This is a genomic window from Nonomuraea endophytica (genome assembly GCF_014203235.1).
Taxonomy (GTDB): Bacteria; Actinomycetota; Actinomycetes; order Streptosporangiales; family Streptosporangiaceae; genus Nonomuraea; species Nonomuraea endophytica.
Window position 1 is genome coordinate 902,169 of sequence record NZ_JACHIN010000001.1, and the last position, 14,851, is coordinate 917,019.

Consider the following 14,851-nt stretch of genomic DNA (forward strand, 5'->3'; position numbering starts at 1 on the left):
CTGTCCCCGAGTTATCCACAGGAGAGCCGCTCCCCCTCGCCCTGTCACCCCCGACCGATAGTGTTCCGGCATGCCACACCCCCACCCCGTCCCCCGCCCCAGCGCCGGGATCTGGGCTGCCTTCGTGGGTTGGGCGATCCTCCCCTTCATCAGTTGCGGCCTGGCCACTCCGTTCACCATCGGCTTCGCCGCCTTCTGGCTGCGCAGCACCTTCCACGCGATCGCCGCCGTCGTCTACACGGTGTTCGTGGGCTCGTTCCTGATCACCATCGCGGGATACGAGGAGTTCGAGCAGATACCCGAGCCGATGCGTTCGCTGATCACCATCGGTTTCGGCATCAGCTGGCTGGGCGGCGTGATCCACAGCGGCATCCTGGTCCCCTTCATGGCCAAGGCCCGCGTCAAGCCCCCGATGGACCTGCACCATCGGGTCACGACCCCCACCTACCAGCCGCCGCCCGGCCACACCGGCTTCCAGAGCCAGCCCGGACATCCCGGCTGGATCGGGCCGTACCGCGTCCTCCACCTGCTGGGCCGCGGCGGCCAGGGCGCGGTGTATCTCGCGACGGCGCCCAACGGCAACCGGGTCGCGGTCAAGGTCCTGCACGATCTGGTGGACGAGACGGCCCGCGCGCGGTTCGCCCGCGAGGTCGACTCGGCGCGCAGGGTGGCGACCTTCTCCACAGCTCGGCTTCTCGACGTCAACATCACCGGCCAGCACGCCTACATCGTCAGTGAGTACGTCGAGGGACCGTCCCTGGAACAGCTGGTCAAGAAGCACGGTCCGCGCGATCAGGACAGTCTGGTACGGCTCGCGTTATCCACAGCCGGTGCATTGGCGGCCATCCACAAGGCGGGCGTCGTCCACAGGGACTTCAAACCGAGCAACGTCCTGATCGGCTCGGACGGTCCCCGGGTGATCGACTTCGGCATCGCCAGAGCGCTGGACCAGGTCACGGTGACGCAGGGGAAGATGGTCGGGACACCGCCGTACATGTCGCCCGAGCAGCTGACGGGTGAGGCGGTGGGTCCGGCTTCCGACGTGTTCAGCTGGGCGGTGACCATGGTGTTCGCCGCCACGGGGCGTCCGGCGTTCGGCGAGGACACGGTTCCTGCGGTTTTCAACAGGGTGCTCACGGTTCATCCGGATCTGTCGCCGCTGCCGCCTGCGTTGCGCGGGGTCATCGGGTCGTGCCTGAACAAGGCCCCCGGGGAACGGCCGTCGGCCTCAGAGGTGATGCTGGCGATCGTGCACTGACTGGGTGCTTGTGTGGGGGTGGTGAGCGGGTTGCCGGGTGCTGGGTGGGTGTGACCGGGCTACTTGGTGGGTGTGAGCGGGTGCTGGTGGGTGTGAGTGGGTTACGTGGTGGCGTCGGTGGACTGGGTGGTCAGGGCCAGGTATTCGTCGTGGGTGAGGGTGCGGATCTCCAGGGGGAGGTTGTGGCGGGCGGCGAACCGGTTGACGTGCTCGGGTGACCAGGGGCCCGGGAGGTGGTGGACCGGGTGTCCATCGGCGTCCAGGACTACTAGACCCGCCAGGTCCCGGTAGCGGTAGAGGAACAGCCGGGCGGCGAGCCCCTCAGCCCTGCCCTCGGGCTCCGGCCTGTCCACGGGATTCGACGGCGCCTGGGCATCGGGGATCGGCGCCGGGTCTGCGGGCGAAGCGGACGCGGGTGTGGATGGTGGGAGCGCCTCGGGAAGCTGCGCGTTGCGGGCCTCCGCTGCAGGACTGGGTGGCAGTTCTGCGACCGAAGAGGGCGGCGACTCCGCGACCGGAGAAAGTAGCGGCTCTGCGGGCGTGGGGCAAGTGGGCGTGGAGGGGTCGAGGGGAGCGGGCGTGGACGGGGCGGGCGTGGACGGGGCGGGCGTGGACGGGGCGGGCGTGGACGGGGCGGGCGTGGACGGGGCGGGCGTGGACGGGGCGGGTGTGGGAGGAGCTGGTGGGGACGGGGTGAGGGGAGCGGGCGTGGACGGGGCGGGTGTGGGGGGAGTCGGTGAGGAGGGCGTGGGGGTAATTGGGGTGGGGAGGGGGTGGTGGGGGGTTGTGGGGAGGGCGGCGAGGGTTTGGGGGCCTCGGTTGATGTAGAGGGTGCCGGAGGTGAGTTTTAGGTGTAGGCCGCCTGTCGATCCGACTATCAGGCCCTTGTGGACACTGCGGCGGGTTAGGCGTTCGCGCACTGGGGCCAGGAACAACAGCAGCGGGCTGAACAAGAAGATCAGCCACTTGATCTCGGCCACATCGATCAGCAACCGGCCGATCGTCGAGAACCCTCGCCACACGTACCAGAACCCGGTAGACGTCAGGTAGATCATGACCCCGAGGGCCACCACCCCCAGCCCGATCGCCACCGGCTTACGCCAGGGAGCCAGCGGCGCGGGCGGAACGCCGACGATGCGTCTCCAGCCAGGCGCGCGGGCCGCCAGCACGGCCCGGACCCGGGCGGCGGGGGCGTCGAGCGCCGCGTGTACGGGAACTCCGCCTTCCTGGGCGAAGGCGGCAACGCCTTCCCAGTCGCCGGGCAGGTCGGCGAGGACCAGGCCGTCCTGGTCGAGCACCGCCAGCCCCGTCACGGTCAGTTCGTAGGTGGGCAGGCCGTTGGCGCCGATGGTGGTCTGCTCGTAGCGGTAGTGGAACAGGGCGGCGGGCGTGAGCCGTACCGACGAAGGGGAGATGAGCAGTTCGCCCGAGGACCAGGACAGGACGGTCAGACCGGAGCGCAGCGAGCTCAAAGCAGCACCTTCACGACCCCCGTCAGCGCCAGCTGGACCAGGGCCAGCGGCACCAGTCCGACCCAGGCCAGCTTCTGCAGCTGGTCCTCGCGCAGCCGGGGGAAGCTGACGCGCATCCAGATCACCAGGAAGGCCAGCAGGAACACCTTGATCAGCGTCCAGATCCAGCCGGCCAGGAGGGGGCCGTGCCAGCCGCCGAGGAACAACACGGTGGTCAGGAAGGAGAGCACGACGATTCCGGCGTACTCGGCGAGCATGAACAGGGCGAAGCGCATCCCGGTGTACTCGGTCATCGGGCCCATGATGATCTCGGACTCGGCGATCGGCATGTCGAAGGGCGGGCGGCGGAGTTCGGCTAGGCCGGCCAGGAAGAAGACGACGCCGCCGATGGCCTGCCAGGGCAGCCACCACCACTGCCACTGGTCCAGGATGCCGGGCAGCGAGAGGGTCCCGGCGGCCATGGCGACGGAGGAGGCGGCCAGCACGAGCGGCAGCTCGTACGACATGAGCTGGGCGGCCGAGCGCATGCCGCCGAGCACGGAGTATTTGTTGGCCGAGGCCCACCCCGCCATGATCGAGCCGAGCACGCCGATGCCCATGACGGCCAGCACGAAGAACAGGCCGAGGTCGAGGTTGACGCCGAAGCCGTTCTTGTCGATGGGGATGACGATCAGCACGACGAGGTACGGCACCAGCGCCACGCCAGGGGCGATCATGAAGATGCGGCGGTCGGCCGCGGCCGGGATGACGTCTTCCTTCTGGGCGAACTTGACCCCGTCGGCGATGAGCTGGGCCCAGCCGTGGAAGCCTCCGGCGTACATGGGCCCGAGCCGTGACTGCATGTGCGCCATGACCTTGTGCTCGGTCTGTCCGATGATGAGCGGCAGGAGCAGGAACACCGCGAGGATGACGGCGAAGCGCAAGATCACGTCAAGCATGTGGCCTAACCTCCAGTGCCCCAGTCGGCGGGTACTCCAGGCGGGAGCGTCTTGCGGCGGCTGGGCGCGGACTCGCCGGGTTCCTTGGCGCCGGGCCAGGCCTTGGCCACGCGGGCGGCCAGGATGAAGTCCTTGCGCAGCGGGTGGCCCTCGAAGCCGTCGGGCAGGAGCAGCGGCACGAGGTAGGGGTGGTCGTCGAAGGTGACGCCGAACATCTCGTACGTCTCGCGCTCGTGCCAGTTGGCGCCCCGGTAGACGCCGACGGCCGAGGCCAGGCGCGGCTCGGCGCGGGGCACCCAGGTGCGCAGCAGGAGCCGGGCGCGTTCGGCGGGGTTGTAGACGTGGGCGACGACGGAGAAGCCTTCCGGCGGGTCGTCGACGCCGGTCAGCCAGTCGAAGAACTCGTAGCCGAGTTCGTCGCGGGCGTAGGTGAGGGCCTCGGTCCAGTCGGCGGCGGCGACGTCGACGGTGTGCTCGCCGTACGACTCGCTGAGCTGGGCCCGTTCGCCCCACGAAGAGAAGCTCACACGTCCTCCTGGTGGGCGCGCGACCAGATGTAGCGGTCGCTGAGCTTCTCCCCCGCGATCTTCTCCTGAAGCTTCATGATCCCGTAGAGCAGCGCCTCGGGCCTGGGCGGGCAGCCGGGCACGTAGACGTCGACGGGGATGATCTGGTCGACGCCGTTGGTGACGCAGTAGGAGTCCCAGTAGGGCCCGCCGGAGTTGGAGCAGGCGCCGAAGGAGATCACGTACTTGGGGTCGGGCATCTGCTCGTAGAGCCGCTTGACGGCGGGCGCCATCTTGTCGGTGACGGTGCCCGACACGATCATGAGGTCGGCCTGCCTGGGCCCGTTGGCGAACGGGATGACGCCGAACCTGATGAAGTCGTGGCGGCTGGTCGAGGTGGCGATGAACTCGATCGCGCAGCAGGCCAGGCCGAAGTTGAACACCCACAGGGAGTAGCGCCGCCCCCAGTTGAGTATGAACCGCATGGGTTTGGGAGCCAGCCGCGAGATCGGCCCCACGGTGGGCATCGGAAGATCGGCCATGTTGACCATTCTCGCGCGGGTGGCGGCGGAAGAGTAGAGCCCCCTACATGTACAGCGCGGCGCGCGCGTTGTCGACGATCTCGTTCGCGATCCGCCGCGCGGCCTCGTCGAGCTCGCGGTCGATGGGCTCCATCCGTGGCGCGCGCACCGTCGGTTCGGTGTACGGCCGGCCGGCCAGCAGGTCGTGCCGCAGGTGGGTGGGCGGATGGGTGGTGTCCACGCGTAGTTCCCGCTGGCGCGCTGCCAAGCGGCGCCGCTCGCGCTCGTCCTCGGGCACGTCGGCCACGTAGGACCTGACCGCCGCCCACAGGTCGCCGCGGACCTGGTGGGCCTGGGTGCCGAGGTAGTCGGTGAGGTGGGGCAGCGCCCAGAACCCCTTGTCGATCGAGGCGAGCGCGGCCTCCGACCCGGCCACGCGCAGCGAGATGAGGTCGGCCCGGTATTCGGCTCGCTGCGTGGCCCGGTAGGTGATGAGTTCGAGCGCCGTGTGGAACCAGCCGACGACCAGCCGCAGCGGAGCCACCACGATCTTGCCGAAGGTGAGGTTGTCCCCGTCCACCCGGGCGGTCTCGCGCAGTTCGGCCAGCGCGCCCAGCGCGGAGCCGACGACGAATCCGTGCCGGGTGTCCTGGTTGACCGAGTGGGCGACCTCGTGCCCGAGCACCGCGATCCGCTCCTGCGGGGTCAGCGCGAGCCAGAGCGGATAGCCGAGCTCCAGGAAGCGCCGGCGCAGCGGGCCGTAGGTGCCGTAGGCGGCGTTGACCTCGCCGGTCACCACGATCATGTGGGGGCGGGGCGCGCGCAGTGCCGCGGCGATCTCGTCCACGAGCCGGAAGAGCTCGGGCGCGTCGGTACGGCCCAGCGCCACCCCGTCAGGCAGCTTCCCCGGCCGCGGCGCCATGAGCCAGGCCAGCCCGAGCGCCCCGGCGCCGAGGATGATCCCGATGAACCCGGGCCGGGTGATCAGCCAGATCCCGGCGGCGACGAGGGCGAGCGTCAGCAGGTGCACCAGCAGCGCGGCGGCGTAGGAGGCCAGCCGGACGAGGCGGCCGCCGGTGGCGGAACCGTTGGTGACCTCGTCGTGGAGCCCTTCGGCCAGCCGCGTGCGCAGCCGGTCCCGCCATGACGTCATGGGGCACTCTATCCGGGGCTAGGTCCAGGTCAGGACGCGCTTGCGCCAGGCGTACAGGATGCCGAGGGCGATGAAGCCGAGGAAGACGAACATCTCCACGAGCGTGGTCATGCCGTAGCCGGGGGCGGCGAAGACGGTGGCCCAGGGGAACAGGAAGACGGCGTCGACGGCGAAGACCACATAGAGGTAGGTGAAGACGTAGTAGCGGATCTGGGACTGGGCCCAGCCGTCGCCCACCGGGTCGACGCCGCATTCGTAGGTGGTGAGTTTTTCGGCGGTCGGCCGGGTCGGGCGCAGGAGGCGGTTGGCCATGAGCGCGCCGGCCACGATGGCCACGCCGATGAGCAGCAGCGCGGCGACCAGAGCGTAGTTGCCGTAGTAGCTGTCCATGGGCTGATCGTAACCGTCGTCAGCGCACCCGGCGAGGGGCGGCGCGGCTGCGGAGGGCGGGGGCGACCGGGGCTCCGTTCAGGAAGCGGCCGATGCCGTCCTCCAGGGCCTTGCCGTACACGAGCATGGCTGCGCGGGCGGCCTCGACGGTGAGTTCGATGTCGTCGGGGGTGTGCGCGGCGGAGACCACGAACGACTGGCACAGGACGCCGTGCCGCAGGAGTTCCTGCAGGAAGAGCGTGCGGAACGGCTGTGACGGCCGGCCCTCGGCGTCCTTGGTGGTGAAGATCAGGCAGGAGGGGCGGCCGACGGCCGCGACGTGGTCGGCGAGGCCGAGTTCGCGGGCGGCGGAGTTGACGCCGTCGGCCAGCGCGCGGCCGCGTTCCTCCATGACCGCGACGGGGTCGTGCTCGGCGTAGGCGCGGATGACCGCGCGCAGGGCGGTCAGCGACACCGTCTCGGCGCCGTGGGTGGACGACAGCAGGAAGACGCGGGCCCGGTCGGTGCGCAGGCCGCCGAGCTCCATGACCTCGCGGCGGCCGGTCAGCGCGGAGATGGGGAAGCCGTTGCCGATGGCCTTGCCCCAGCAGGCGAGGTCGGGGCGGACGCCGTAGAACTCCTGGGCGCCGGGGTAGGCCCAGCGGTACCCGGTGATCATCTCGTCGAAGACGAGGAGCGCGCCGCGTTCGGTGCACAGGGCGCGCACGCCTTCGAGGAAGCCGGGCTCGGGCTCGGCCAGGGCGGTGGCGGCCTCCATGATGACGCAGGCGATCTGCCCGGGGTGCTCGTCGAACAGCGCGCGCAGCGAGCCGAGGTCGTTGTAGGCGAAGCGGAGTGTCTGCTTCCTGGTCGACTCGGGCACGCCGGCGTTCATCTCCAGCGCGCCGACGAACCAGTCCTCGGTGGCGAAGAACGGCTGCGCGCAGACGGCGATCAGGTCGCGGCCGGTGTAGGCGCGGGCCAGCCGGACGGCGCCGGAGGTGGCGTCGGAGCCGTTCTTGGCGAACTTCACCATGTCGGCGCCGGGCAGCGGGGCGAGGAAGTCCTCGGCGGCCCGTAGTTCGAGCTCGGTGGGGCGGCTGAAGCTCAGGCCCTGGTCGAGCACGTCGCGGACGGCGTCGAGCACCGGCTGGTAGGCGTGGCCGAGTGTGACCGAGCGCAGGCCCATGCCGTACTCGACGAAGCAGTTGCCGTCGGCGTCCCACACCCGCGCGCCCCGGCCGCGCACGAGCACCGGAGCCATGCCCTCCGGATATTGGTCGTCGCCGCGCGCGTAGGTGTGCGCACCGCCCGGCACCAGGTCATGGAGCTTGCGCTGCAGAAGAGTCGACTGGATGAACCCCGTAGACGGTCCTAGATCCCGCACCCATCACATCGTAGGCACGCAACTCCTTTACGTACATACCCCGCTAAAGGCTCGACTCCAAGATTCCCAAGGGAAGGTAAAGCGCTAAAAGAGCCCCCATAGCCTGGCCCGCATGCACAGAATGCGATTCTTCGGAGGAATCGCGCTGATTGCCGCTTCCGTCGCCGGTTGCGGCATGGCCACCGCCTCCCCCGAGGGCGACCACAAGGTCCCCGCCGAGCCGACGAAGATCGATTTCGTGACCCCGTCGGCAGTCAACGGGCTCGTCACCAAGACCCTCTCCGAGGGGGACGGCGGCGGCCGCTACGTGCACATCACCTACCCCGAGATCAAGGGCGCCGACCCGCTCAACGACAAGGTCAGGCAGGAGGCCGAGCGCCAGCTGCGCGCCTTCCGCGAGTCCACCGCCAAGGACGGACCGGCCCCCCGGCCCGAGCTCAACGTGGACTGGCAACTGCCCGTCGCCTCCGACGCCGCCATCGCCGTACGGCTGCGCACCGGCGAGTTCTACGGCGCCGACTGGGGCAACGCCAACCGGACGTTCTGGTACGACGGCCGGAGCAAGCAGGCCTTCCCCTCCACCGGGCTGCTCGGCGGCGAGGCGGCGCTGGGCGCGCTGGCGGAGAAGGTGAACCGGCTGCTGGAGTCCCGCGGGGCGGGCGGGGTGGCGGCCGACCCCGAGTTGTTCGACTCCATGGCCTTCAACCGCGACGGGGATCTCGTGGTGGAGTTCGACGACTGCCAGGTCGGCGCCTGCTCCTTGGGGAGGGTGGCGGAAGCCGTACCGGCTGCCGAGGTGGAGCCGCTGCTGTCGGCGGCGGGACGGCGGGCGCGGGAGGCGGCCCGCGCGGCCGCGCCGCCGACGCCGGAGACCACGCCGAAGGTGACGCCCACGCACAGCCCGGAGGCGACCAGCAACCAGGCGGGAACGGTTGACTGCGCGAAGACGAAGTGCGTCGCGCTCACCTTCGACGACGGGCCGGGGCCGCACACGGCGCAGCTGCTGGACACGTTGCGCGACGCGGGGGCGCGCGCGACGTTCTTCACGGTCGGCGTCAACGCGGCGGCCCGGCCCGACCTCCTGCGCCGGATGAGCGGCGAGGGACACCTGGTCGGCGGCCACAGCTGGGCTCATCGCGACCTGTCGAAGCTGTCGAGCAGCAAGATCACCGACTCGCTGATCCGGACCCAGGACACGTTGACGGCCACGCTCGGTGAGCGGCCGACGCTGGTCCGGCCGCCGTACGGGGCGATCAGTAAGGATGTTCTGGCGGTTTCGAAAGAGCTCGGGGTCTCGCTTGTCAACTGGGACGTCGACACCCGCGACTGGCGTGACAGGAAGGCGGGGGTCGTGGCCGGGCGGGCTGTCAAGGGCGCGCACCCTGGGGCGATCATCCTGATGCACGACATTCACCGCACGACCGTTGACGCGGTTCCGGACATCCTCAAAAGACTGCGCGGGAAGGGTTACACCTTCGTCACCGTTCCAGAGTTGTACGGCTCTGCTGGGATGCAGGCCGGACGCCTGTATCTGTCGGGGGCGAGCGGTTCACGCAAGCAGCCCCTGACGTAGCCCAAGCTTTGGGGGGACGTATAGTTGGCGCTCGTGACCCGAACCACCCTCTTCGCCCGCCTGCACGTCGATCTCGGCAGGCTCGCGTCCGGGCTGTGTCACCCTTAGTCGTTCTCCCCCGCCACCCCTAAATTTCAACGCGTTTACCCGCATTGTGCGGCGAGGAAACGTCTTGACCCTCCCGAGGATCTAGCATGGAAACAGAGACCGCGCCCGCTCCCGCGCAATGGCGCGTCGAGGAGGACTCGTGACCGAGCGTAGCGAGGGCACCAGCGAGCACACCGCGCCCGCCAAGGAGGCGCCGTGACGAAGCAGGTTCAGCAACTCGACCGTGTGATCATCAGATTCGCCGGTGACTCCGGCGACGGCATGCAGCTCACCGGCGACCGCTTCACCGCGGGCACCGCGGAGTTCGGCAACGACCTTTCCACGCTGCCCAACTTCCCCGCCGAGATCCGCGCCCCCGCAGGAACGCTGCCGGGTGTGTCCAGCTTCCAGTTGCACTTCGCCGACCACGACATCCTCACGCCGGGGGACGCTCCGAACGTCCTGGTGGCGATGAACCCCGCCGCGCTCAAGGCCAACCTCGGCGATCTTCCCCGGGGCGCGGACATCATCGCCAACACCGACGAGTTCACCAAGCGCAACCTGCAGAAGGTCGGCTACACGGGCAACCCCCTCGAGGACGACTCGCTGGCGGAGTGGCGGGTGCACGCGGTGCCGCTGACCTCCCTCACGGTCAAGGCCCTTGAGGGCTTCGACCTGTCGAAGAAGGACGCCGAGCGCTCGAAGAACATGTTCGCGCTGGGCCTGCTGTCGTGGCTCTACCACCGGCCGACCGAGCACACGATCACGTTCCTGGAGCAGAAGTTCGCGAAGAAGCCGGAGATCGCCAAGGCGAACATCGCGGCCTTCCAGGCGGGCTGGAACTTCGGCGAGACGACCGAGTCGTTCTCGGTCTCCTACGAGATCAAGCCGGCCAAGCTGGCGCCGGGCGTCTACCGCAACATCTCCGGCAACCAGGCGCTCGCCTACGGCCTCATCGCCGCGAGCGTGCAGGCCAAGCTGCCGCTGTTCCTCGGCTCCTACCCGATCACCCCGGCCAGCGACATCCTGCACGAGCTGTCCAAGCACAAGAAGTTCGGCGTGCGGACGTTCCAGGCCGAGGACGAGATCGCCGGTGTCGGCGCCGCCCTGGGCGCGGCCTTCGGCGGCGCGCTGGGCGTGACCACCACGTCGGGTCCCGGCGTCGTGCTGAAGGGTGAGACGGTCGGCCTCGCGGTCATGACCGAACTGCCGCTGATCCTGGTGGACGTGCAGCGGGCAGGCCCCTCGACCGGCATGCCGACCAAGACCGAGCAGACCGACCTGCTGATGGCCATGTTCGGCCGCAACGGCGAGTCGCCGGTGCCGATCGTGGCGCCCAGTTCGCCGAGCGACTGCTTCGACGCGGCCATCGAGGCCGCGCGCATCGCGGTGAAGTACCGCACGCCGGTCTACCTGCTGTCCGACGGCTACCTCGCCAACGGCTCCGAGCCGTGGCGGCTGCCCGAGGTCTCCGACCTGCCGGACATCTCCACCGAGTTCGCCGTCAAGACGGACGACGAGGAGTTCCTGCCCTACAAGCGTGACACCGAGACGCTCGCCCGCGCCTGGGCCGTCCCCGGCACGCCGGGTCTCGAGCACCGCATCGGCGGCATCGAGAAGGCCGAGGGCAGCGGCAACATCTCCTACGACCCCAACAACCACGACCTCATGGTCCGGCTGCGCCAGGCCAAGATCGACGGGATCGACGTCCCCGATCTGGAGGTCGACGACGTCCACGACGGCACCAAGGTGCTGGTGCTGGGCTGGGGTTCGACGTACGGGCCCATCGCGGCGGCGGTGCGGCGGATCAGGAAGGCCGGCGGCAAGGTCGCCCAGGCCCACCTGCGCCACCTCAACCCGCTGCCCGCCAACGTCGGCGAGGTGCTCAAGAGCTACGACAAGGTGCTGCTGCCCGAGATCAACCTGGGACAGCTGGCCCTGCTCCTGCGCGCGAAGTTCCTGGTGGACATCATCAGCTACAACCGCGTACGCGGGCTTCCGTTCAAGGCCGAGGAGCTGGCCGGAGTCATTCAGGACGTGATCGAGAAATGACTGAGCTGGTCAACGGCAAGGGGCTGAACCTCATCCCCAAGACCGACGTGAAGCAGACGCTGAAGGACTTCAAGTCCGACCAGGAGGTGCGCTGGTGCCCGGGCTGCGGTGACTACGCGATCCTGGCCGCGGTGCAGAGCTTCCTGCCCGAGCTGGGGCTCAAGCGGGAGAACATCGTCTTCGTCTCCGGCATCGGGTGCTCCTCGCGGTTCCCGTACTACCTCAACACCTACGGATTCCACTCGATCCACGGCCGCGCGCCGGCGATCGCGACGGGGCTGGCGGCCAGCCGTCCCGACCTGTCGGTGTGGGTGATCACGGGCGACGGCGACGCGCTGTCGATCGGCGGCAACCACCTCATCCACGCGCTGCGCCGTAACGTCAACCTGAACATCCTGCTGTTCAACAACAGGATCTACGGGCTGACCAAGGGCCAGTACTCGCCCACCTCCGAAGTCGGCAAGATCACCAAGTCGACGCCGATGGGCTCGCTGGACAAGCCGTTCAACCCGATCTCGCTGGCCATCGGCGCGGAGGCGTCCTTCGTGGCGCGCACGATCGACTCCGACCGCAAGCACCTGCAGGCGGTGCTCCGCGAGGCCACCGCGCACCGGGGCACGTCGCTGGTGGAGATCTATCAGAACTGCAACATCTTCAACGACAACGCCTTCGAGCCGCTCAAGGACCCCGAGCTGCGCGACGACATCACGCTGCGCCTGGAGCACGACCAGCCGATCGTGAGCACGTCCAAGGCCGTGGTCAGGGCGGCCAACGGCGGCATCGAGGTGGTCGCGCGCGACTCGGTGAGCGAGGACCAGATCCTCGTCCACGACGCGCACCACCCGGACCCGTCGCTGGCGTTCGCGCTCAGCAGGCTCGACGAGCCGGCGTTCGAGCACGTGCCGATCGGCATCTTCCGGCAGGTGGACCGCCCGGCCTACGACGTGCTCATGGCCGAGCAGCTGGAGCAGGCGGCGTCCGCCAAGGGCCCCGGCGATCTCAGCGAGCTTCTGCTGGGCGGCGACACCTGGCGCATCGGCTGAGCCGAGCCGACAATAACTCCGTAGCAGAACCCCTGTCGCGGAGACTCATTTGGCTGCCAAGAGCGTGCTATCTGCCATCTTGCTCTTGGCAGCCGCATTCCTCGGCTTACCGGCGGTAACACTCCCGCCGGCGGTATCCGCGTACGTCTCCGTCGTGGAGTCCGAGCAGGCGCCGGTCGAACCCGACTGCGGCGGCCACCCGTGCCGCCTGTCCAGGACTCCACGGCACGCCCAGCCCGCGCACTGCTCACCCAAGCGCTCCTCGCCCATCACCACGGCCACCGCCGCCGCGCGGCCGCAACGACGGCGCAGGGAGATCCGCAGGTACGTCCCGCGACGCCGCACACGATGCCGCCGGCGGCTCGCCAGGGCCGGGCCCGACCCCGACCCTCATAATCCCGGCCACCCCCCGCCAAGTCCGAGGGGGCCGCCGCCCCTCCGTTCAGGCACGTTCCGACATGTCATGAAGGAGGGAAAAGAGAATGCGGCAATGGTTAGGGACTCGCGCGCTGGTCACCGGCGCCAGCGGGTTCATCGGATCGCACCTCGCGCGCAGGCTCGAACTGCTGGGCGCCGAGGTGCACGCGGTAAGCAGGCAGCCCCAGCCCCAGGTCGGAGCCGAGATCTGGCACCAGTGCGACCTGCGCGAGGCCGGGCCCACCGCCGACCTCCTGGGCACGATCCGGCCCGGCCTGGTCTTCCACCTGGCCAGTGAGGTCACCGGGATCAGGGACGTCGGCATGGTCAGAGCCATGCTGGACGGCAACCTGATCGCCGCCGTCAACCTGCTCACGGCCGCGGCCGGACAGCCCATGAAGCTGGTCTTCGCCGGGTCCATCGAGGAGATGCGCTCCGAGGAGAGCGTGCCGCACTCGCCGTACTCCGCGGCCAAGTCCGCGGCGACGGTATACGCACGGCTCTTCCACCATCTCTGGTCGGTGGACGTGTCCGTGCTGCGCATCGCGATGGTGTACGGCCCCGGCCAGCGGGACACCGCCAAGCTGGTGCCGTACGTGACCACGGAGCTGCTCAACGGGCGCTCAGCCCGGATCGGCAGCGGCTCGAGGCTGGTCGACTGGATCTACATCGACGACGTGATCGAGGCGTTCGTCGCGGCGGCGGAGAGTGAGAAGGCCGCCGGCGGCATGTACGACGTGGGCAGCGGGGTGGGCGTGTCCATCAGGGACACGATCGAACTGCTCCATCGTCTCGCCGCCAGCCCGATCACGCCCCAGTACGGCGCGCTGCCCGACCGGCGGCTGGACCGTGCCCACATCGCCGACGTCGGCCCGGCGGGGACGGCACTCGGCTGGCAGCCCAGAACGTCACTCGTCGACGGGCTGAAGAACACGATCGCCTGGTACGCCGACCAGCAAAGAAAGTCCTGATCGAGGGGGTGGCAGACCGGTGACACCGGCCTGCCACCACTCAGAGGCCGTCGGGCGCCACGCGCATACGCCGGAAGGACGGCAGCTGGCTGAGCTGAACGACGCTGTAGCCGAACAACAGCACGCCCAGGGGCAGGTGCAGGGTCACCGCCTGCGCGATGCCCAGCGCGATCTGCGCCAGCACGAGCACGAAGAACCCGGCCGAATAGAGGACTGGCCTGGGCGCGCCGCCACCCCGCCGCCACACCAGGATCACCGCGAGCAGGTGCACGAGCCCCGCGGCGAACACCGAGTACGCGGAGACGCTGTGCAGCGCCCGTCCGCTGGGCGTGGTCAGCAGCAGCCCGGCGGTGATCGGGGCGCTGAAGAGGGTCACGGCTTGCAGGATGATCGCGAAACGCAGGAACACGGGTGACTCCTCGACGGCCAAAACGGATCTGTCATCAATCCGACGACGTAGCCAGCCGAAATGTGAGGCCTCACATTCCCGGCAGCTGTCCCGTCGGTACTCCGAGACGTCCGCCGGGAAAAAGGAGAAGCCCATGTCCGCATCCTTCGAGTCGCGCCTGCCCGACCCCATGCAGTTCTTCCCCGAGGTGGGTACGGTCGCCGGCGCCATGAACAAGGCCACCCACAACGGTTCGATCCCGGCCGTCACCGTGATCCTGGTCCAGCTGCGCGCCGGGCAGATCGCCGGCAGCACGTACCACACCGTCCGGCAGACCGAACTGCTCCGCAAGGCCGGGGAGACGGAGGAGCGCATCGCCGCCCTGCCGTCCTGGCGGGACGCCCCCTACTTCACCGACGCCGAACGGGTCGCGCTGGAACTCGTGGAGGCCGTCCTCACCCCGAACCCGTCAGGCGAACGCGTCCCCGACGAGCTGTACTCCAGGGCGGCGGCACTCTACGACGACAAGGCGCTCTGGACGCTCATCCTCACGATCGGCCAGATCTGCTTCTTCATCCCGGTCGCCCTCATCGCCAAGCCGATCCCCGGCCGCCCTCTCGGAAAGAACTACAGCAAGATGGCCGAAGGTGGCCTACCTGGGTAGAACGCTGGCGCGGTGGCAGTCCGTAGGCGAAGATGACGCGGTGGGATCTCCC

15 protein-coding genes are annotated in these 14,851 nt (G+C 69.3%); 7 read left to right on the top strand and 8 right to left on the bottom strand.

Translation table 11 applies throughout. The annotated features are described in order from the left end of the window. The first annotated feature begins 70 nt into the window (after positions 1-70). On the top strand, positions 71-1,258 hold the full coding sequence (locus HNR40_RS04355; protein ID WP_184958513.1) for a serine/threonine-protein kinase: 1,188 nt from the start codon (positions 71-73) through the stop codon (positions 1,256-1,258). A 101-nt stretch (positions 1,259-1,359) separates the two neighbouring features. Here HNR40_RS04355 and HNR40_RS04360 read toward each other — a convergent pair whose 3' ends face one another. From HNR40_RS04360 to HNR40_RS04390, 7 genes are read right to left on the bottom strand one after another with little or no spacing between them, the layout of a single operon-like run. Further along, positions 1,360-2,730 (bottom strand): hypothetical protein, encoded by a 1,371-nt coding sequence (locus HNR40_RS04360; protein WP_184958514.1) that lies wholly within the window; start codon positions 2,728-2,730, stop codon positions 1,360-1,362. Next, positions 2,727-3,668 (bottom strand): complex I subunit 1/NuoH family protein, encoded by a 942-nt coding sequence (locus tag HNR40_RS04365; RefSeq protein ID WP_184958515.1) that lies wholly within the window; start codon positions 3,666-3,668, stop codon positions 2,727-2,729. Before HNR40_RS04365 ends, HNR40_RS04360 begins: the two co-directional genes overlap by 4 nt. A gap of 5 nt (positions 3,669-3,673) precedes the next feature. Further along, the gene (locus tag HNR40_RS04370; RefSeq protein ID WP_184958516.1) at positions 3,674-4,195 is read right to left on the bottom strand and encodes an NADH-quinone oxidoreductase subunit C; all 522 of its coding nucleotides are present in this window, start codon (positions 4,193-4,195) and stop codon (positions 3,674-3,676) included. Then, the gene (locus HNR40_RS04375) at positions 4,192-4,716 is read right to left on the bottom strand and encodes an NADH-quinone oxidoreductase subunit B (protein WP_184958517.1); all 525 of its coding nucleotides are present in this window, start codon (positions 4,714-4,716) and stop codon (positions 4,192-4,194) included. The genes HNR40_RS04370 and HNR40_RS04375 overlap by 4 nt, the downstream gene beginning before the upstream one ends. A 43-nt stretch (positions 4,717-4,759) precedes the next feature. After that, complete coding sequence (locus HNR40_RS04380; RefSeq protein WP_184958518.1) at positions 4,760-5,848, bottom strand: M48 family metallopeptidase; 1,089 nt, start codon at positions 5,846-5,848, stop codon at positions 4,760-4,762. 18 nt (positions 5,849-5,866) lie between these two features. Further along, positions 5,867-6,238 (bottom strand): NADH-quinone oxidoreductase subunit A, encoded by a 372-nt coding sequence (locus tag HNR40_RS04385; protein ID WP_184958519.1) that lies wholly within the window; start codon positions 6,236-6,238, stop codon positions 5,867-5,869. Between the two features lie 19 nt (positions 6,239-6,257). After that, complete coding sequence (locus HNR40_RS04390; RefSeq protein ID WP_184958520.1) at positions 6,258-7,604, bottom strand: glutamate-1-semialdehyde 2,1-aminomutase; 1,347 nt, start codon at positions 7,602-7,604, stop codon at positions 6,258-6,260. A gap of 112 nt (positions 7,605-7,716) precedes the next feature. On the opposite strand from HNR40_RS04390, the gene HNR40_RS04395 reads away from it, so the two are divergent. The 5 genes from HNR40_RS04395 to HNR40_RS04410 all read left to right on the top strand — a co-directional run bounded on the left by HNR40_RS04395 (position 7,717) and on the right by HNR40_RS04410 (position 13,747). Then, complete coding sequence (locus tag HNR40_RS04395; RefSeq protein WP_184958521.1) at positions 7,717-9,177, top strand: polysaccharide deacetylase family protein; 1,461 nt, start codon at positions 7,717-7,719, stop codon at positions 9,175-9,177. Positions 9,178-9,210: 33 nt separating this feature from the next. After that, positions 9,211-9,285 (top strand): putative leader peptide, encoded by a 75-nt coding sequence (locus HNR40_RS57800; protein ID WP_376773454.1) that lies wholly within the window; start codon positions 9,211-9,213, stop codon positions 9,283-9,285. A gap of 195 nt (positions 9,286-9,480) precedes the next feature. Further along, positions 9,481-11,316, top strand: coding sequence for a 2-oxoacid:acceptor oxidoreductase subunit alpha (locus HNR40_RS04400; RefSeq protein WP_184958522.1), 1,836 nt, complete (start codon positions 9,481-9,483; stop codon positions 11,314-11,316). After that, positions 11,313-12,359 (top strand): 2-oxoacid:ferredoxin oxidoreductase subunit beta, encoded by a 1,047-nt coding sequence (locus tag HNR40_RS04405; protein WP_184958523.1) that lies wholly within the window; start codon positions 11,313-11,315, stop codon positions 12,357-12,359. The genes HNR40_RS04400 and HNR40_RS04405 overlap by 4 nt, the downstream gene beginning before the upstream one ends. Before the next feature lie 482 nt (positions 12,360-12,841). Next, entirely contained in the window at positions 12,842-13,747 is a 906-nt protein-coding gene (locus HNR40_RS04410) for an NAD-dependent epimerase/dehydratase family protein (protein WP_184958524.1), read from the top strand. Between the two features lie 40 nt (positions 13,748-13,787). Here the strand turns inward: HNR40_RS04410 and HNR40_RS04415 are convergent, their stop codons facing one another. Then, complete coding sequence (locus tag HNR40_RS04415; protein WP_312896179.1) at positions 13,788-14,156, bottom strand: hypothetical protein; 369 nt, start codon at positions 14,154-14,156, stop codon at positions 13,788-13,790. Between the two features lie 133 nt (positions 14,157-14,289). Here HNR40_RS04415 and HNR40_RS04420 point away from each other — a divergent pair, with 133 nt between their 5' ends. After that, positions 14,290-14,799 carry a carboxymuconolactone decarboxylase family protein gene (locus tag HNR40_RS04420; RefSeq protein WP_184958526.1) on the top strand — a complete coding sequence of 170 codons (510 nt, stop codon included), beginning with the start codon at positions 14,290-14,292 and terminating at the stop codon, positions 14,797-14,799. Positions 14,800-14,851 lie beyond the last annotated feature (52 nt).

Bases quoted from the DNA above. Each gene is read 5' to 3' on its own strand.
- HNR40_RS04355 (WP_184958513.1), top strand. From the start codon at position 71: ATGCCACACCCCCACCCCGTCCCCCGCCCCAGCGCCGGGATCTGGGCT.
- HNR40_RS04365 (WP_184958515.1), bottom strand. From the start codon at position 3,668: ATGCTTGACGTGATCTTGCGCTTCGCCGTCATCCTCGCGGTGTTCCTG.
- HNR40_RS04375 (WP_184958517.1), bottom strand. From the start codon at position 4,716: ATGGCCGATCTTCCGATGCCCACCGTGGGGCCGATCTCGCGGCTGGCT.
- HNR40_RS04380 (WP_184958518.1), bottom strand. From the start codon at position 5,848: ATGACGTCATGGCGGGACCGGCTGCGCACGCGGCTGGCCGAAGGGCTC.
- HNR40_RS04385 (WP_184958519.1), bottom strand. From the start codon at position 6,238: ATGGACAGCTACTACGGCAACTACGCTCTGGTCGCCGCGCTGCTGCTC.
- HNR40_RS04395 (WP_184958521.1), top strand. From the start codon at position 7,717: ATGCACAGAATGCGATTCTTCGGAGGAATCGCGCTGATTGCCGCTTCC.
- HNR40_RS04405 (WP_184958523.1), top strand. From the start codon at position 11,313: ATGACTGAGCTGGTCAACGGCAAGGGGCTGAACCTCATCCCCAAGACC.
- HNR40_RS04410 (WP_184958524.1), top strand. From the start codon at position 12,842: ATGCGGCAATGGTTAGGGACTCGCGCGCTGGTCACCGGCGCCAGCGGG.
- HNR40_RS04420 (WP_184958526.1), top strand. From the start codon at position 14,290: ATGTCCGCATCCTTCGAGTCGCGCCTGCCCGACCCCATGCAGTTCTTC.